Consider the following 16,888-nt stretch of genomic DNA (forward strand, 5'->3'; position numbering starts at 1 on the left):
TTTGCCGTCACCGGATTCCGCGGGCATCAGGGCATCTTCCCGCGTGCCGGCGGTTGCCGACGATGATTGACCGGCGCAGAGGCAATCCCCGAGAATGGCGCGGTCGCCGACGCCTTCAAGCAAGGACGGGAACTCGCATGTATCACGGTGAGAAACTCAACGCATGGACGCATCTGGTCGGGGCGGTTCTGGCGCTGATTGGGGCGGTCGTCCTGGTCGTTCTCGCGGCGCGGACAGGCGACCCGTGGAAGATCGTCAGCGTCTCGATCTACGGCGCAACCCTCGTTCTCCTCTACAGCTGCTCGACGCTGTACCACAGCTTCCGTGGCCGCGCCAAGGAGATCTTCCAGAAGCTCGACCACCTCAGCATCTATCTGCTGATTGCCGGCAGTTACACGCCCTTCTGCCTGGTCACCCTGCGCGGCCCCTGGGGGTGGTCGCTCTTTGCCGTCGTCTGGGGTCTGGCGGTGGTCGGCTCGCTGCAGGAGTTCTGGCTGAAGAGCGAAGCGCGCGTGCTGTCTGTGGTGATCTACGTCGTCATGGGCTGGGCGGTGCTGGGCGCACTGCCTCCATTGCTGCAGGCGCTCGGCATGGCTGGCTTCGTCTGGCTGGCGGCCGGCGGCGCTGCCTATACGCTCGGCATCGTCTTCTACGCTCTCGACTCGCGCCTGCGGCACGCGCACGGCATCTGGCACCTCTTCGTACTTGCCGGCAGCGCTGCCCAGTACGTCGCCATCGTGCTCCATGTGCTTTGAGGGACAGGCGCGGCTTCGCCGCCGGGCGCTCAGTGCCTGTGTTCGCCCGCCGGGGAAGCGGCGGTGAGGTCGCGCACTTCCGCCTTGACCTCGAGGGTTTCGATCTTGCGGTCCTTGCCCTCGATCTGCAGGGTCAGCGGCACCGATTCGCCCTTCAGCAGCGGCTGCTTGAGACGGATCAACATCACGTGGTAGCCGCTCGGACCGAGTTGCACCGTCTTGCCGGCGGGCAGTTCGAGGCGGGGAATGGCGCGCATGCGCATCACCTGCCCGTCCATCTTCATCTCGTGGATCTCGGTGACGGCGGCTGCCGGGCTGCTGGCGCCGACGAGCGTCGCGCCGGTCTTGCTGCTGATCTCCATGAACGCGCCGGTGGCCTGCTGGCCGGTGACGGTACCACGCACCCAAGCGTTGTGCACCTCGACATCGGCGGCCAGCGCCGCGCCCGATCCCACCCCGAACAGCAGCAGCGACGCGGAAAACATCATCCTCTTGTTCAATGCAGCCTCCCTTCCTTGTCAGAAAAACGATCATGAACCGATACTTGCGGATCACTCCGCGGCACGGTGGCGCAGCCGGCGTTGGCCGGACCCAGCGGACCGGCCGCCATGCCGGATGGTGGCCAAGGAGATCAGCGCTTGATCGACCATTGGCCCTGCGCGTCCTCGATCCACCAGCCAGCGTGCCACTGTGCCTTCCAGCGCTGGACCTGTGCGGCCCGCACCGCGGGTTCCCAGTACTGTCCGCCATGCCCTTCGGCGAGCGCGTAGATCAGCGAGTTGCGGTCGGGATTCTCGCTGTCGATCAGCTTCTCCGCGATCTGGCGCTGCGCCAGGTTGAGGCGGCTGGCATCGCGCAGCCTGACCATGCCATCGTAGCCGAGACCGATGATGCCCGCGTCGTAGAAACGGACGAGGCGCGAGGCGCGCTGCGCCAGGCCGTGTTTGACGATCACCACCGGTGGCGTGCCCAGATCAAGGTTGACCTGGTCGGGGCTCGGCGCCGCGGCAACCGGCAGGGCCAGAACGGCGAGCAGCAGCAGAAGGCGTTTCATTTCAGGGCTCCAGGGTTATCACTTGCCGGCGAGCAGCAGCTTCAGGTCGGCAGCGACATTGTCGGGTGCCTCGCCGTGGCGGACGAGCAGCCGCAGGCGCCCCTGCGGATCGAAAGCATAACTGCCGGTCGAGTGATCGATGCTGTAGCTGTCGGGGGTGCTGCCCGGTTGCCGGCCATAGAAGACCTTGAACTCCCTCGCCGCCGCTGCGGTCGCCGCGTCGTCGCCGCGCAGGCCGATGAACCCCGGGTTGAATGCGGTCACGTATTCGGCGAGCAATTGTTGCGTGTCACGCGCCGGGTCGAGGGTGACGAAGAGAACCTGCACGCGTCCGGCGTCGCTGCCGAGGCGGGCGACGGTCTCGCGCATCGACAGCAGCGTCGTCGGGCAGACATCCGGACACTGCGTGTAACCGAAGAACACGATCACCGCCTTGCCCTTGAAATCGGCCAGCCGGCGCGGCTGGCCCAGGTGATCGGTGAGCGCCAGTTCCTTGCCCCAGTCGACACCCGTGATGTCGGTCGATTTGAAGGCCGGCGGTCCGGAACAGGCGACGAGCAGCAAGTTGAGGAGCAGGACCAGGCTGGCGAGGGAGGGAGTTGTCTTCATCGTCGTCGAGTTTCGGTGGCACGGGGCCGCTGCAGGAACTGGGGCGGCATCTACGGCCCGACATTGTCGTCCGCGAAGGCATTCTGGGCAAGGTCTGGCTTGCGGCACGCCGCAGCTTGCCGGCCGACGGTCGATCGGGCGCCTGCCGCAAGCGGATCACCATCGCTATCGGCGTCGCGATGAGCCCGCACGGCTGCATCGTTGGGCTGTTTTCCTCATGGCGGCTTCTGTGCGAGGGGCATCGCGTGACGCTGGTCGAGGGCCGCGACGGCCGCGGACTGGCGACGACTTTCGCCAACGGCGCGCAGTGGCCGTACAGCTGCGTCGCACCGCTGGCGGAACCGGCGGCCCTCGGCAGCTTTGCCGGATACCTGCTCGACGCGCGTGCGCCGCTCGGCTTTCGGCCGTCGCTGTCGCCCTGTTTCTGATCCTGGTGCGGCCGCTTCGCCGCCCATTGCACGACTGCGCGCGCGGCGGACGAGGTGCCATTTGCTGGCGCTGGGCTTCCTGTCTCGTCGTTGGCTGCACGCGCTGCTCGATGAGCATCCCGATCCGGCGCTGCATTATCGGCGGAACGGCAAACTCGTCCGCTAGCGTGATGCCGACTCGTTTCGCGCCGCGCTGCGGCGGCTCAGGTTCCAGGCGCAGTTCGGCATGGGGCTGCGTGTGCCGCTGCTCGACCTCAAGGGCTACTCTCTGACCGTCGACTGCGCGCTCGGTGTGGTGCCTTCGCTGTCGGTCACCGACAGTCGGCACAGGACCGTCTTCGCCCGTCTCGGCGACCCCCTCCGGCCGGCCGCTGATCGACCGCGTTGGCCATGCCAACCTGTACGTGAACATCGGCTACGGCACCCTCGGCCTGACCTTGGCCGCGGGCAGTGCCGAACTGCTGGCCGACTTCCTGGCCGGGCGGCCATGCTGCATCGATGCCATTCCGTTGCTGCTCGCCAACGCCTGACCTGAACGGAAGATCGCGCCGGCGACTCCTGCAGCCTCCGCCACCTTGGACGTGGCGACGGAAGGCGGAACCAGGGTCGTGTGCATGGGGTTGACGGTCAGTGTGGTCCCGCCAGGAGATGGGCGCAAGCTCGAGTCGCCGGCCGGCGCCTGTCGCGGATTTGCACCAGGGGTGGCGAAAGACCGCCGTCAGCGGCCCATCCCGGTTGACATCAGGCCGGTTGGAGATGAAACAATATTCCACCGCTATAGTGATTTAGGCGATGTAGTTAAATCTGTTTGTGGCTACTTCTGCCGGCGAGCTCGCGCCCGCCCGCGTGGTCGTCCATTCACGCAAGCTTGTCAGGCGGCAGCTGACAGTGCGTGTTGCGCGCTGTCGCTGCAAGGTCCACTTGCCTCGATGGGAGCAGAGCATGGATATGCCAGATGACCCGGCCAAACAGTTTCTTCCCGGCCCTGCAGGCAGCGTGGTGGATGCCGATTCCCCGGAAATCGAGTTCCTGCAGACCCAGCTGGCGGTGATCGAGGACTATCTGCAGCACTTCCCTGATGACCAGAGAGAGTTCCGCACCCTGGCATGGATCGCAGCACATGCCTGTGCCTACCGCCAGCAGTGGCAGGTACAAGCAGCGAACAGGGGCGACTGTCAGCTGTCGGCGTGAGCGTGACTGTGCGGACCGTGCCGGCGATGCCGGGAGGGTGTTCGCTGCCGCTGGCGATGTCTGCCGAATCGGCCACGCGCTGGGATCGGTCGTTGCCGGCAAGGCTGTTCGGTCCGTTTGCGCCCGTGCGTCCAGGCAGACGGTCGATGCAGGTCAGTCGCAGCGCATCGCGTCGTCGCTCCTCCGGGTGGGGGGCGATCCGAAATTTAGTATACTGTCACCGAAAAGCACCGAAAAGAAAAAAGGTCATCGCCCATCGAAGGCCATCCAGCGGTATTGGCGGGCTTGGCGGACGCCGCCGACGATTTCCTGGAAGTCTCCAGCGAAAGTCAGGCCGTCGGTACGGCGGCCCGTCCACTCCTGCGCGTAGTTGGGATCCGCGGAGCGACGGGTGAGGTGCAGGCGCTGCGCGGCTTGCTCCCAGCGTCCGTTTACCGCGTCACCGTACATCTCGCCGGCAACGCTGCCATCGCCGTCGATGCGGTGCAGGCGCAGTTCCGTCTGCCAGCCGTTGCCGTCGACGAGCAGGCGGGGTACGGCCCGCCAGTCGTAGGAGGACTGTCCGGTTGCGCCGTCGTGAATCTCCTGGAAGGACCCCGTCATGCGGCCCGTCAGGCTGCGTGTCGCCGGGTCGAGTTCGAGGACGCCCGTGTACCGCTGCTCGTAGCCGGGGCCGAGAAAACGGGTGAAGTGGATGGCGCGCGTACCGGGATTCCACTCACCTTCCATTGGCTGGCCATAGAGGGTGCCGTTGAACCGGTTGCCGAATACGCGCTCGATCCGCAGCAGACCCAGCCAGCCATTGCCGACAATGATGTTGTTCGCCCCTTCGGCGAGTGCGTTGGGAAACGGAAAGTCGACCCACGGCGGAATCTGGTTCGCCGCCGGGGGTTGCCGCTGCTGGTAGCGGTGGGAGAAGAAGCTGTAGATCCGGCCGTCGCCGCCGGGAGGGACACTGTACGAGAAGAGCGGCGGCGTCGCGCCGGTGTCGAAATCCAGCGTGATGTCATCGCGAGCGGGGTGGTTCGGGTCGTATATTCGCAAGCACAGCCGTCGTCCGTTGCGCTCGAGGCCGTAGACCAGCACCTGGTGGTTGTTCCCCACTTTCAGCGGATCGTCGGTATTCACCTGCACCAGGCCGATCGGCGATGGGGCGCCGTTGCGAAGGTCGCTCTCGATGCCGGGCAGCGCGCTGAAATACGCGGTCCTGGCCCGCTCGCCGGCGCTGCACCCCGGGCTCATCAAACGCAGGTATTCGGTCCATCCCAGGCCATCGAAACTGTCGTAAAGGCGAGCGACGAGGTAGTCATACAGTACACCCGAGACCGGTCCCGCCTTGTGCGATGGGATCGCCATGCCGGCGTGGAAATAGTCACGCACCGCGTACACCATGCCGCCGCACAGCCCGTTCGCGGCGTCGCCGATCGCCATGTCGACGTTGCCGACGCGTACGCTGACGTGCGCCGTGTTGGCGGGGAACTGGTTGGCAAAGCGGAACCCGTGCGTGCTCGGCAGGAAACCGGGCACGTCGACGCGCTCCTGGGTCGTCAGGCGCAGTTCGGATCCACCCATGTACTCGAGCATGTCGCTCGCGCGATGGAGCTCGCCGACGATTCCCGGTGGGCCGGCAGGCACGAGAACGCGGCTCGGCGGAATCAGCGACAGCGGCTGCCGATCACGAATCTCGAGCTGAAAGCGGGAGGCGCTGTAGCCGATGCCGGCCTGAGCGCCAGCGAGGAGCGTTCCTTCATAGGCCGGGGCGATCCCGAACGCGCGCGTCCGATCATCGGGACTGAAGATCCGCCAGTAGATCGGGCTCGAACTACGATTGATCAGGGGCATGTACTGTCTCCTCGAAGGTGGTTGTTACCCGGGCCGGGAAGGCAAGACCGAAATCCTGCTCACCGCTGGTGATCGCTTGATCGTCGTCGGCGGCGGCAGCCATGCAGCATCGAATCACGACCGCCCGCGGCGAACGCGGCGATGAGCCAGTGCACGCCAGCGGATGGGCAGCGCAGGTTACGGCGCCTGGCGAGCCGGGGAGCGGCTCCGGCCGGCGTGCAACGGGGGTGTCCGCAGCATTGGCTGGTCGTCGGGTTTGCGGCGTCAGGGAGCATTCGCTTTCATGGTTTCGAGATTGCGCACACATGCGGCCTTGCTTGCGTAAACCAGGTACTCGCTCTTCTCGTTCCTGCGACAGGCGAATGCGGGGTCGCGCAAGCCGAATGTACCATCCGCGTGATATTCGCATGAGCGAAAGCCTTTCAGGGCTGTCTCGCTGATCACGCTACATCTGGCCGTGCCCGGCCTCAGCCAGTCGAAACCGAATGAACCGGCTGGCGGTGCTGCGGGGGTCGCGATACAGGGGGTGAGTGCGCTGCTGGCAAGGAGGAGAACGGAGCGTCTGAGCATGTTGGATGCCTGCTGATTGGCAGGACGGCTGATCGAGCTGTGGCTAACCCGTCTTGTGGGTGCGATGAAGAAGCGGTCCGCTGCGATGCCAAGCCGGACGCAGCCGCCGAAGGCAGTCAAGGGCGACGCGCCCATATCGCCATGGGGCCTCGTCGCAAACGATGAACTCTCCCCCGACGAAACCGGCGGTCATCTTACGCCCGGCTCGCCATCGGAAGCAACGCTGGCGTGGCGCAAGCCTCGTCGCCGGCAGCAGCGGCGTGTTCGACTACCCGGGACGGGAGCCGGGGTGGGAGATGCAAAAAAAAGCGCGACTCGTGGGAGTCGCGCTAAATCCACACCAAAGGAGGACGGTGGAGGAGACAAGCCGAGTGGGAGGAAGATCCCGCTGCAAGTGTTACGTTGAGTGCATTATGGCTGCTCCGAGAGCAAAGGTCAACTATTTTTTGTGCGTTGCGGAATCTTTTTTTTCCGGGTTCGAGGGCGATCGCCGTGAATTGCAAAAGCCTTTTAATATTCATTATATTGACTCTCGTATCGGAGATGCCTTTCACTATGTGCAACGCTGCTCGTTTGCACGGCCGGCCTTTTTTTCACTGATCATGCTGCGCCGCAGCATGATGCGCCGGTGTGCGTGCAAACACTTGCGGCTAAAATCGGCAACCTGATCGAAGCGTTCTGCAGCCAAGGAGGAGCAAATGGAATGTACGGTGAAGTGGACCGGCAGCGGGATGTCCTTTCTCGCCGAGACGGGTAGCAATCATGCGTTGGTGATGGACGGTGCTCCCGAAGCGGGCGGGCGCAATCTGGCTCCGCGGCCGATGGAACTGCTGCTGGCCGGCACCGGCGGCTGTACAGCCTATGATGTGGTACTGATCCTGAAGAAGGGTCGCCAAGCCGTCTCTGGGTGCGAAGTCAGCCTGCGGGCGGAGCGGGCCGAGACCGAGCCACGCGTGTTCACGAGCATCCATTTCCACTTCCGCGTCAGTGGCAAGCAACTCAAGCCGGATGTCGTCGCGCGGGCGATCGAGCTGTCAAAGGAGAAATACTGCTCGGCGTCGATCATGCTTGGCAAGACGGCTGCCATCAGCCACGACTTCGAGATCATCGAAACCTAGACGTAGTAGGCGGTCCGCGTCATCGCCTTTGCCGCGAGCCGCATCGCCGCGATCGCCGGAGGCGGAAGCTCGCGAGCCCCGAGGCGCATTGCCGTTTCGGCATGCGCGATCTCGTCGCTTCGCATCTGGGCGACGATCGCTCGCGACCGCGTGTCCTGCTCGGGCAGTTCGCTGAGGTGGTGGTCCAGGTGCGCCTCGACCTGGCGCTCGGTTTCGGCGAGGAAGCCAAGACTCCAGTCATCTCCCAGCTTGCCGGCGACGACGCCGATCGCCAGTGCACCCAGATACCAGAGCGGGTTGAGCAGGCTCGTGCGGCTCCCCAGTTCAGCCAGGCGACGTTCGGTCCATGCCAGATGCTCGGTCTCTTCGCGCGCGGCCTCCTCGAGTGCCCGGCGAACGCCGTCCTCGCGCGACGTCAGAGACTGACCCTGATACAGCGCCTGCGCACAGATTTCGCCAACGTGGTTCACGCGCATCAGCGCTGCGGCATGGGCTTTCTCGGCTTCCGACATGACGGGCTCCGCCTCGCTGTTGCCCGGGATTTCCCGTACCGTCGAGGCCGGTGCGCACAGCGTGCGCAACGCCCTGTCGAACTCGATGATGAAGCGATCGCTGATCATGGTTGCCTCGGAGGTGCCGTTGCCTTCGAGGGTCGCGCCACCCGCTGCCGACGAGTGCCTCGCCTGCTGGCGGCAGCAGCGGGAAGTGGGCGAGAAGGCGCTGCCTGCAGCCGTGGTGCTGCGTGCTTCCGGCGGTCGATCATGGCCTGACGCGCAGCGTCGCGTGCCCGCCGCGCCGCAAGGTATCGAGCATCTGTTCGGGTGTCTGCTGCACGACCGTGATCGGACAGAAATACTCGGAGAAGAGAGCAGCATGATGCCGGTTGAGTGTGCTGTTGGTGATCCGCACCCAGCGATCGTTCCGTGCCCGGGCCCACGTCTCGTCGCTGCGGCCGAGCGCGTACAGGCGACGTTCGCCGGTCGCGCACTTCATTCCTTCGTAACTGACGTTGCGCGCCCCCGAGGGGCTGATGATGACCAGCGCGTAGCGGATGACGCCATCGCTGCCGACGCTGAGCGAGGCGCTGTCGATCAGGAACTGGTTGTTCGTCGTCGCGCTGACGGTGAAGGGCACCAGGTTTTCGCTTCGCGGAAAGGCCGGCAACTCGACTTCCGCTTCCGGAGCAGGCCTCTGCTCGCCATCGGGGTCGTAGCTTTCCGTCCGTCCCGCCGACGGCCAGGCCAGGACGACGGCCAGCAGCCAGCACGCGCGGGTGGCGACGAGGCGCAGCCGGATGGCGGCGCTACGGGCGCGAGCGGTCGTCGGCACCCTCATTCCTTGGCGGGCAGCCCGGTCGGCGGCGGCGAGCGGAACTGCGCCGCGGCGCGCTGAGCGCGGCGTGCATCGGCATTGAGGAAGCGGGCGAGCTCGTTGAGGGCCTGCTCGTAGACCCGGCGTTTGAACTCGATCACTGCGTCGAGCGAGACCCAGTAGCTGTTCCAGCGCCAGGCGTCGAACTCGGGGTGGTCGCAGGCACGCAGCGATACGTCGCAGTCGCGACCGACCAGGCGCAGCAGGAACCAGATCTGTTTCTGTCCGCGGTAACTGCCGCGCCACTCCCTCCTGACCCAGTGGGTGGGTACGTCGTAGCGCAACCAGTCCTTGGTCCGGCCGAGAACGAGTACGTGCTCCGGCAGCAGGCCGATCTCTTCATGGAGTTCCCGATACATGGCCTGCTCGGGCGTCTCACCCCGCTTGATGCCGCCCTGCGGGAACTGCCATGAATGTTCTCGTATCCGCTTGCCCCAGAAGACCTCGTTCCTGGCATTGCAAAGAATGATGCCGACGTTCGGGCGATAGCCTTCACGGTCAAGCATGTCCGACACCTGCCAATCAAATCGTTGAGAGCATTCTTCCACAATTCCCGTGGCTTGCAAAGCATCGCGGGAAGCGAAGGGAGTCTGCGGCCGTGTTCGCCGCGGTCAGCCCGCTGCGGCTTGTGTGCGCTGCGCGCCAAGCGGCCTGGTCGTTGCCCGCGGCGGGCAGCCAGCGCAACCATTTTGGCCATCCGTCCAGTAGAATCGCGGTTTCATTTCGTCTGCCGCCAATCCCGATGCGCACTTCACGGTTCTTTCTGTCAACGCTCAAGGAGGCGCCCGCTGACGCCGAGGTGGTGAGCCACAAGCTGATGCTGCGCGCCGGCATGATCAAACGGCTGGCGGGGGGCATCTACACCTGGATGCCGCTCGGCTTGCGCGTCGTGCGCAAGGTCGAGGCGATCGTCCGCGAAGAGATGGATCGCGCCGGTGCCATCGAGCTGTCGATGCCGGCCGTTCAACCGGGTGAGTTGTGGCAGGAGTCCGGGCGCTGGGAGAAGTACGGTCCCGAGCTTCTGCGCTGCAAGGATCGACACCAGCGGGATTTCGTCATCGGTCCGACGCACGAGGAGGTGATCACCGACGTCGTGCGTCGCGAGGTGAAGAGCTACCGACAACTGCCTCTCCACTTCTACCAGATCCAGGTCAAGTTCCGCGACGAGATCCGGCCCCGCTTCGGGGTCATGCGCGGGCGCGAGTTCCTGATGAAGGACGGTTACTCGTTTCACGCCAGCTTCGAGGACCTGCAGCGCGAGTACCGCAACATGTTCGCGACCTACACGCGCATCTTCGATCGCCTGGGTCTGAAGTTCCGCGCCGTCGCCGCCGACACCGGCTCGATTGGCGGTACCGGTTCGCACGAGTTCCACGTGCTTGCCGAATCGGGCGAGGACGCGCTGGCCTATTGTCCGCAATCCGATTACGCGGCCAACGTCGAACTGGCGGAGGCGCTGGCCCCGGCGGGCGACCGCCCGCCTGCCGGCAATCCGCTGCAGAAGGTGGCGACACCCGGTCGCACCCGCTGCGAGGACGTGGCCGATCTGCTGCGGGTCGCGCTGCACACGACGGTGAAGGCGATCGCAGTCGTCCTCGCCGGGAGCGAGACTGTCGCCGGTGGTTTTGCAATGATCCTGCTGCGCGGCGACCACAACCTGAACGAGCTGAAGGCGCAGAAGCTGCTCGGCGAATTCCGTTTCGCGCGCGACGACGAGATTCTGGCGGCGCTTGGCTGTCAACCCGGGTACATCGGTCCCGTCGGCATCAGCGGCATCGCCGTCCATGCCGACCGCAGCGTGGCAGCGATGGCTGACTTCGTCTGCGGCGCCAACGAGGCGGGGTATCACCTGACCGGAGTCAACTTCGCTCGCGACGTGCCGGAGCCGACGCAGGTCGGCGACCTGCGCAACGTTGTGGCCGGTGATCCGTCACCCGATGGCAAGGGTCGGCTGGAACTGTGTCGCGGCATCGAGGTCGGCCACATCTTCCAGTTGCGCAGAAAGTATGCCGAGGCGCTCAAGTGCAGCTTCCTCGACGAAGGGGGGCAGAGCCGCATCATGGAAATGGGTTGCTATGGCATTGGCGTCACCCGCATCGTCGGAGCCGCCATCGAGCAGGGGCACGACGAGCGTGGCATCGTCTTCCCGGCAGCGATCGCGCCCTTTGCCGTGTGCATCGTCCCGATGGGCTACGGCAAGAGTGCCACCGTCAGGGCGGCTGCCGATGCGCTCTACGCCGAACTGGTCGCTGCCGGTGTCGACGTGCTGCTCGATGACCGCAACGAAAGACCGGGGGTGATGTTCGCCGAAATGGAACTGATCGGCGTTCCGCATCGTGTCGTCGTCGGCGAGCGCGGTCTCGCCGAGGGCCGCTTCGAGTACAAGGGACGCCTCGACAGCGAGCCGCGGATGGTCGCCATGGCCGAGATCGGCCGCTTCCTGCAGGACCGCCTGTGCGCTGCCTGATCGCTCTCGTCGCTCTGCTGTTGCCGCTGGCGGTGCACGCCGGCGCGCAGAAGTATGAGCCACTGTCGGCGAGCGTGCGGGCAGCCCTCTCGCGCACGGTGTCCGATCGTGCGCCGCCACGCAGTTCATTCACCGATTCGACCGAGGCCATCGGCTGGCTGAGCGAGATGTCGCAGCGGCTCGAGAAACGGATTCCTGATCGCGATGCACGCCTGGACTTCCTGCGCGCCGTACATTACGAGGCGACGCGCGCCGGGCTCGACCCGCAACTGGTGCTTGGCCTGATTCAGGTCGAGAGCGGATTCAAGAAGTATGCCGTGTCGACTGCCGGCGCCCGCGGCTTCATGCAGGTGATGCCGTTCTGGGTCAAGCTCGTCGGTGGCAGCGAGGACAATCTCTTCCACCTGCGTACCAACCTGCGTTACGGTTGCACGATTCTGCGTCACTACCTCGACATCGAACGGGGTGACCTCTACCGGGCGCTCGGCCGCTACAACGGCAGCCTCGGCCAGCCACAGTACCCGAACATGGTGCGCGCCGCCTGGCAGACGCACTGGAATTACAGCAAACGCAACCTGGCGATGCGCTGACCCGCCATCCTGCCCCAGCTTCTGTTCCGTCAGCGCATTCCCGGCAGCATGCCCTTGAGGCCGCGCATCAGTTGCGCCATGCCGCCGCGCGAGAACTGCTTCATCATCTTCTGCGTCTGCTCGAACTGCTTCAGCAGACGGTTGAGCTCCTGCACCTGTACCCCGGCGCCGAGTGCGACGCGCCGCTTGCGCGAGGCCTTGAGCAACTCGGGGTGGCTGCGCTCGGCCGGCGTCATCGAGTTGATGATCCCCTCGATGCGTGCCACCGCCTTCTCCTCACCACCGGCGGGCAACTGACCGGCTGCCTGTGAGAACTGCGCCGGCAGTTTCTCGAGCATCGACGACAGCCCGCCCATCTTGCGCATCTGGCTGATCTGGTCCTTGAAATCATTTAGATCGAAGGTCTTGCCCGACTTCAGCTTGCGCGCGAACTCGATCGCCTTCTCTTCGTCGATACCCTTCTTGGCGTCCTCGATCAGCGACAGGACGTCGCCCATGCCGAGAATGCGCGAGGCCATGCGCTCGGGGTGGAAGGCCTCGATGCCGGTCAGCTTCTCGCCGACGCCGGCGTACTTGATCGGCCGCCCGGTGACGTGGCGGACCGACAGCGCGGCGCCGCCACGCGCATCACCGTCGAGCTTGGTGAGGATGACCCCGGTCAGCGGCAAGGCTTCGTTGAAGGCGCGCGCGGTATTGATCGCATCCTGGCCCTGCATCGCGTCGACGACGAAGAGCGTCTCGATCGGCCGCATCGCCGCGTGCAGCTCGGCGATCTCGCGCATCATCGCCTCGTCGATCGACAGCCGGCCGGCGGTGTCGACCAGCAGCACGTCGTGGTAGTGGCGCCGCGCCCAGTCGACCGCGTTGCGCGCGATGTCGACCGGCTTCTCGCTGGCCGTCGAGGGAAAGAAATCCGCCCCGGCCTGGCCGGCAACGGTCTTCAACTGCTCGATCGCGGCGGGCCGATAGACGTCGCAGGAGACGACCAGGACCTTCTTCTTCTGCGTCTCGCGCAGCAGCTTGGCCAGCTTGCCGACGGTGGTCGTCTTGCCCGATCCCTGCAGGCCGGCCATGAGGATGATCGCCGGTGGCTGCGTCGCCAGGTTGAGACCGGCGTGCGCTTCGCCCATCAACTGTGTCAGCTCGCGGTGCACGACGCCGACGAGCGCCTGCCCGGGGCTCAGCGAGCCGATGACTTCCTCGCCGACGGCCTTCTCCTTCACGGCGGCGATCAGGTGCCTGACCGCCGGCAGCGCGACGTCGGCTTCGAGCAGGGCGAGGCGGACCTCACGCAAGGCGTCGGCGATGTTGGACTCGGTCAGGCGTGCTTCACCGCGCAGCGTCTTCATGACGCGGGAAAGGCGTTGGGTCAGGTTGTCGAGCATCTGGATTCCGGCTTGGTGTAAACTCGAAAAATGCCCGACATTCTACTGCACCTGCTGCCGCACGTCGTTTCGTCGCTGCTCTACGCCGCTCTCGGGATCCATTTCTGGCACACGCGCTGGCGCGAGACCGAGCGCTCGCTGGTGACGCTGCCGATGCAGCCGTGGGAGCGGGCAGCGATCGTCGTCGCGCTGCTGATCCAGGGTTTCGGTCTCTATCAGGGGGTCTTCGCTGGCGGCGGCATGCGCTTCTCGTTCAGCTACGCGCTGTCGTTGATGCTCTGGCTGGCGGTGCTGATCTACTGGCTGGAGAGCTTCCGTTCGCGCATGGACGGCCTGCAGCCGATGGTCCTGCCGCTCGCCGCCGCCGGCGCGGCGGCACCGGCGATCTTCCCGCAGTTGCGGGTCATCGGCCATGCCGGCGGTGCCGGGTTCCTCGTCCACTTTCTGGCAGCGATGCTCGCCTACAGCCTGTTCACGCTGTCGGCGCTGCACGCCGTCTTCATGGGTTTTGCCGAACGCAAGCTGCACCAGCGCTCGATGACCCGCAGCCTCGGCAGCCTGCCGCCGATCCTGACCATGGAGGCGCTGCTCTTCCGCATGATCACCGTCGCCTTCTGCCTGCTGACCGTCGCCTTGGTCAGCGGCGTGTGGTTCTCGGAGGAGATTTTCGGCAAGGCGGCGGCACTCGACCACAAGACGCTCTTTGCCTTCGCCTCGTGGGCTATCTTCGCCGCGCTGCTGGTCGGGCGTCGCGTCTATGGCTGGCGTGGGCGCATCGCGATGCGCTGGACCCTGGCCGGCTTCATGGTCCTGTTGCTGGCCTACATCGGCAGCCGCTTCGTCGTCGAAGTCGTGCTCGGCCGCATCTGAGAGGTTGTGAAGAAATCGTCTCCAGCAGGCCGAGATGCAGGGAATCGGCGGTTGAGCGATGCCGCACGGCGATCGCGCGGTCGATTCAACCCCCGCTGCTGAGTGCGATGGCCTTCCGTCTGCCGCCGATGCATGCGCTCGAGGCTTTCGAATCAGCCGCCCGCCACCAGTCCTTCGTCAAGGCGGCCGAGGATCTCTGTGTCACGCAGTCGGCAGTCAGCCATCGCATCAGGCAGCTCGAGGACGATCTCGGCGTGCGGCTCTTCCTGCGCCTGAACCGGAACATCGTCCTGACGCCAGCGGGCGAGGCCTACCTCGCCAGCATCCGCGGCGCCCTCGCCGACATCGAAAGCGCGACGCGCGTCATCGCCCACGGCGCACGGCACGAACTGCGCGTCAGCGTGGCACCGGCGATCGGCAGCAAGTGGCTGGTCAGTCGCCTGGCCGATTTCCAGCGCCAGTACCCGGCAGTCGACCTGATTCTTTCCACGTCGACCCAGCTCGGCAACATCCGCTCGGGCGAGGTCGACCTCGCGGTGCGCTATGGTGACGGCCGCTGGCCGGGTCTGGAGAGTTTCAAGATGTCGGACGAGGTCCTGGTGACAGTCTGCAGCCCCGCCTACCCGGCCAGCGTCGGCGGACTCGGCGAGCCCGCGCAGCTCCTTCGTGCCCGGCTGCTGCACCACCCGATCCTGCCCTGGCGCCCCTGGCTCGAGGCCGCCGGTCTCGACTGGCCGGAGCCGGCGGGCGGTGTCCGCTTTGACGATGCCGTGATGATGATCGAAGCGGCAGCGGCAGGTCACGGCGTTGCCCTGTGCCCGCGCCGCCTGGTCGAGTCGCAGCTGGCGGCGGGCAGCCTGATCCAGCCCTTCGCCGTGGCAGCGCTCGATCGCGGCTACCACGTGCTGCTCGCGCCCGATGGCTCGTCGCGGCCGTGGGTGATGGCCTTCGTCCGCTGGTTGCTGGCGGCGGCGCAAGCCGGGCCCCAGGCCAGCGGCGGCACGGCGTAGCGCCGCGGCCGGCCCGCTCGCGCGGCGACGCGCGCTGCCCGTCGGCCGACGGTGATCCTCCCGGCGGCAAGGCGGCCGGCATGAATCCGGCTCATCCTCGCACGCAGTCTTTTCGTTTGTCAGGCTCGCCGGCGGCTGCGATGCTGTGCGCTCGACAGTCAACGCGGGAGAAGGCAATGAGCGGCGAAGATCAGGATGGCTGGATCTGGCTCGACGGTGAGTTCGTTCCCTGGCGCGAAGCCCGGGTGCATGTGCTGACGCACTCGCTGCATTATGGCCTGGGCGTTTTCGAGGGCATTCGCGCCTACGCGACGGCCAGCGGGCCGGCGATCTTCAGGCTCGACGAGCACCTGCAGCGGCTCTTCGAATCGGCGCACATCCTCGGCCTGACGCATGACTTCGATCGTGCGACGCTCGCCGACTCCTGTCGGCGGATCATCGCCCGCAATCGTCTCGCCGCCGGCTACATCCGGCCGTTGCTCTTCCTCGGCGCCGAGAAGGTCGGTCTCGACCCGGTCGGCGCGCGCGTGCATGCCACGATCGCCGCTTGGCCGTGGCGCACCCATCTCGGCGAGCGGGCGCTCGACGATGGCATCCGCGTCCGCGTCTCGTCCTTCGCGCGGCACCACGTCAATGTCCAGATGTGCCGGGCGAAGTCGGTGTCGACCTACACCAACTCGATCCTTGCCAGCCGCGAGGCGCGCGCCGACGGCTACGACGACGCGCTGCTGCTCGACACCGCCGGCTTCGTCGCCGAGGGCGCCAGCGCCAATCTCTTCCTCGTGCGGCAGGGGACGCTGCTCGAGCCGGAGGTCACGTCGGCACTCGACGGCATCACCCGCCGCAGCATCATCGAAATCGCCGGCGACATGGGTCTGCCGGTGCGGTCACGGCGCATCACGCGCGACGAACTCTACTGTGCCGACGAAGTCCTGCTCACCGGGACCGCCGCCGAGATCACGCCGGTGGTCGAGGTCGACCGGCGGCGGGTCAGCGATGGACGCCCGGGGCCACTGACGCGGGAGTTGCAACGCCGCTACTTCGATTGCGTGCACGGACGCGACGCGGCGCGGGGCGCGTGGCTGACGCCGGTCGTCGAGCACGGGTAGGTGCCGGCCGGTCGACGCGGGAGCCGGTCGTCAGCCGGGCGGCACTGCGAGGACCGGCTCGCAGCAGACTTCGCAGCGCACCGAATTGGCGATGAAGCACTCGTCGTGCGCCGCGTGATGCATCTGGCGGATTTCCTCGTCGGTCGGCAGGCGATCGCCGGAGAACTGCACCGCCGGTCGCAGGGTGACGCGCGTCATCGCCAGTCTGCCGTCGCTGTTGCGGCCCATGACCCCGCTGGGTTGGTCGCTGTAGCGGTCGACGCGATGGCCGCGGCCGGCGGCGATGGCGAGGAACCAGAGCAGGTGGCAACTGGCGAGCGAGGCGACGAAAGCTTCTTCCGGGTCTACCGCCGCCGCGTCGGAGTAGGGCAGCGGCACGACATGCGGCGACGATGAAGCCGCCAGCTCGATACCGCCGTCGAAGCGCAACAGGTGGCGGCGGCTGTAGCGGTTGTCGACGAAAGCCTGTTCGCTGCGCAGCCAGAGGACCTCGGCGGAATACTCGGCCATGCTGGATTC

The 16,888-nt window shown here is 66.1% G+C and carries 21 protein-coding genes; 10 read left to right on the forward strand and 11 right to left on the reverse strand.

From position 1 onward, the window contains the following. Nucleotides 1-137: 137 nt before the first annotated feature. Entirely contained in the window at nt 138-755 is a 618-nt protein-coding gene (trhA, locus tag V5B60_RS12790) for a PAQR family membrane homeostasis protein TrhA (RefSeq protein ID WP_332347400.1), read from the forward strand. Nucleotides 756-784: 29 nt separating this feature from the next. Here trhA and V5B60_RS12795 read toward each other — a convergent pair whose 3' ends face one another. The 3 genes from V5B60_RS12795 to V5B60_RS12805 form a co-directional block, all read right to left on the reverse strand. Next, the gene (locus V5B60_RS12795; protein WP_332350554.1) at nt 785-1,243 is read right to left on the reverse strand and encodes a copper chaperone PCu(A)C; all 459 of its coding nucleotides are present in this window, start codon (nt 1,241-1,243) and stop codon (nt 785-787) included. 143 nt (nt 1,244-1,386) lie between these two features. Continuing rightward, nucleotides 1,387-1,809 carry a DUF1318 domain-containing protein gene (locus V5B60_RS12800; RefSeq protein WP_332347402.1) on the reverse strand — a complete coding sequence of 141 codons (423 nt, stop codon included), beginning with the start codon at nt 1,807-1,809 and terminating at the stop codon, nt 1,387-1,389. Between the two features lie 18 nt (nt 1,810-1,827). Then, nucleotides 1,828-2,418, reverse strand: a complete 591-nt coding sequence (locus V5B60_RS12805) for an SCO family protein (protein ID WP_332347404.1) — start codon at nt 2,416-2,418, stop codon at nt 1,828-1,830. On the opposite strand from V5B60_RS12805, the gene V5B60_RS12810 reads away from it, so the two are divergent. The 3 genes from V5B60_RS12810 (at nt 2,409) to V5B60_RS12820 (ending at nt 4,037) form a co-directional block, all read left to right on the forward strand. Next, nucleotides 2,409-2,846 carry a hypothetical protein gene (locus tag V5B60_RS12810; protein WP_332347406.1) on the forward strand — a complete coding sequence of 146 codons (438 nt, stop codon included), beginning with the start codon at nt 2,409-2,411 and terminating at the stop codon, nt 2,844-2,846. The genes V5B60_RS12805 and V5B60_RS12810 overlap by 10 nt on opposite strands. Before the next feature lie 290 nt (nt 2,847-3,136). After that, complete coding sequence (locus V5B60_RS12815; protein ID WP_332347407.1) at nt 3,137-3,376, forward strand: FAD-dependent oxidoreductase; 240 nt, start codon at nt 3,137-3,139, stop codon at nt 3,374-3,376. 412 nt (nt 3,377-3,788) lie between these two features. Further along, on the forward strand, nt 3,789-4,037 hold the full coding sequence (locus V5B60_RS12820) for a hypothetical protein (protein ID WP_332347409.1): 249 nt from the start codon (nt 3,789-3,791) through the stop codon (nt 4,035-4,037). A 246-nt stretch (nt 4,038-4,283) separates the two neighbouring features. On the opposite strand, the gene V5B60_RS12825 is transcribed toward V5B60_RS12820, so the two are convergent. The 3 genes from V5B60_RS12825 to V5B60_RS12835 form a co-directional block, all read right to left on the reverse strand. Continuing rightward, complete coding sequence (locus V5B60_RS12825) at nt 4,284-5,879, reverse strand: hypothetical protein (protein WP_332347411.1); 1,596 nt, start codon at nt 5,877-5,879, stop codon at nt 4,284-4,286. Beyond that, nucleotides 5,860-5,982 (reverse strand): hypothetical protein, encoded by a 123-nt coding sequence (locus V5B60_RS12830; protein ID WP_332347412.1) that lies wholly within the window; start codon nt 5,980-5,982, stop codon nt 5,860-5,862. Before V5B60_RS12830 ends, V5B60_RS12825 begins: the two co-directional genes overlap by 20 nt. Nucleotides 5,983-6,143: 161 nt before the next feature. Beyond that, nucleotides 6,144-6,569, reverse strand: coding sequence for a hypothetical protein (locus V5B60_RS12835; protein WP_332347414.1), 426 nt, complete (start codon nt 6,567-6,569; stop codon nt 6,144-6,146). A gap of 578 nt (nt 6,570-7,147) precedes the next feature. On the opposite strand from V5B60_RS12835, the gene V5B60_RS12840 reads away from it, so the two are divergent. Next, nucleotides 7,148-7,567 carry an OsmC family protein gene (locus V5B60_RS12840; RefSeq protein WP_332347416.1) on the forward strand — a complete coding sequence of 140 codons (420 nt, stop codon included), beginning with the start codon at nt 7,148-7,150 and terminating at the stop codon, nt 7,565-7,567. Here the strand turns inward: V5B60_RS12840 and coq7 are convergent. The 3 genes from coq7 to V5B60_RS12855 form a co-directional block, all read right to left on the reverse strand. Beyond that, nucleotides 7,564-8,187 (reverse strand): 2-polyprenyl-3-methyl-6-methoxy-1,4-benzoquinone monooxygenase, encoded by a 624-nt coding sequence (gene coq7, locus V5B60_RS12845; protein WP_332347417.1) that lies wholly within the window; start codon nt 8,185-8,187, stop codon nt 7,564-7,566. The genes V5B60_RS12840 and coq7 overlap by 4 nt on opposite strands. 139 nt (nt 8,188-8,326) lie before the next feature. Further along, nucleotides 8,327-8,902 (reverse strand): CNP1-like family protein, encoded by a 576-nt coding sequence (locus tag V5B60_RS12850; RefSeq protein ID WP_434735329.1) that lies wholly within the window; start codon nt 8,900-8,902, stop codon nt 8,327-8,329. Continuing rightward, nucleotides 8,899-9,444, reverse strand: a complete 546-nt coding sequence (locus V5B60_RS12855; protein ID WP_332347421.1) for an RNA pyrophosphohydrolase — start codon at nt 9,442-9,444, stop codon at nt 8,899-8,901. The genes V5B60_RS12850 and V5B60_RS12855 overlap by 4 nt, the downstream gene beginning before the upstream one ends. A 236-nt stretch (nt 9,445-9,680) precedes the next feature. Here V5B60_RS12855 and V5B60_RS12860 point away from each other — a divergent pair, with 236 nt between their 5' ends. Continuing rightward, nucleotides 9,681-11,405, forward strand: coding sequence for a proline--tRNA ligase (locus V5B60_RS12860; protein ID WP_332347423.1), 1,725 nt, complete (start codon nt 9,681-9,683; stop codon nt 11,403-11,405). Then, nucleotides 11,393-11,995 carry a lytic transglycosylase domain-containing protein gene (locus V5B60_RS12865; RefSeq protein WP_332347425.1) on the forward strand — a complete coding sequence of 201 codons (603 nt, stop codon included), beginning with the start codon at nt 11,393-11,395 and terminating at the stop codon, nt 11,993-11,995. The genes V5B60_RS12860 and V5B60_RS12865 overlap by 13 nt, the downstream gene beginning before the upstream one ends. 29 nt (nt 11,996-12,024) lie before the next feature. Here the strand turns inward: V5B60_RS12865 and ffh are convergent, their stop codons facing one another. After that, nucleotides 12,025-13,380: a signal recognition particle protein gene (gene ffh, locus V5B60_RS12870; RefSeq protein ID WP_332347426.1), complete on the reverse strand. Its 1,356-nt coding sequence runs from the start codon at nt 13,378-13,380 to the stop codon at nt 12,025-12,027. Between the two features lie 30 nt (nt 13,381-13,410). Between ffh and V5B60_RS12875 the strand changes: the two genes are divergently transcribed. The 3 genes from V5B60_RS12875 (at nt 13,411) to V5B60_RS12885 (ending at nt 16,369) form a co-directional block, all read left to right on the forward strand. Beyond that, a complete protein-coding gene (locus V5B60_RS12875; protein ID WP_332347427.1) occupies nt 13,411-14,250 on the forward strand; it encodes a cytochrome C assembly family protein in 840 nt (279 codons plus the stop codon). A gap of 107 nt (nt 14,251-14,357) precedes the next feature. Further along, nucleotides 14,358-15,260, forward strand: a complete 903-nt coding sequence (gene gcvA, locus V5B60_RS12880) for a transcriptional regulator GcvA (protein ID WP_332347429.1) — start codon at nt 14,358-14,360, stop codon at nt 15,258-15,260. Nucleotides 15,261-15,436: 176 nt separating this feature from the next. Then, nucleotides 15,437-16,369, forward strand: a complete 933-nt coding sequence (locus tag V5B60_RS12885; protein WP_332347430.1) for a branched-chain amino acid transaminase — start codon at nt 15,437-15,439, stop codon at nt 16,367-16,369. A gap of 30 nt (nt 16,370-16,399) precedes the next feature. Here the strand turns inward: V5B60_RS12885 and V5B60_RS12890 are convergent, their stop codons facing one another. Next, complete coding sequence (locus V5B60_RS12890) at nt 16,400-16,879, reverse strand: OsmC family protein (RefSeq protein WP_332347432.1); 480 nt, start codon at nt 16,877-16,879, stop codon at nt 16,400-16,402. Nucleotides 16,880-16,888: the final 9 nt, after the last annotated feature.

Source organism: Accumulibacter sp., assembly GCF_036625195.1.
Classification (GTDB): Bacteria; Pseudomonadota; Gammaproteobacteria; order Burkholderiales; family Rhodocyclaceae; genus Accumulibacter.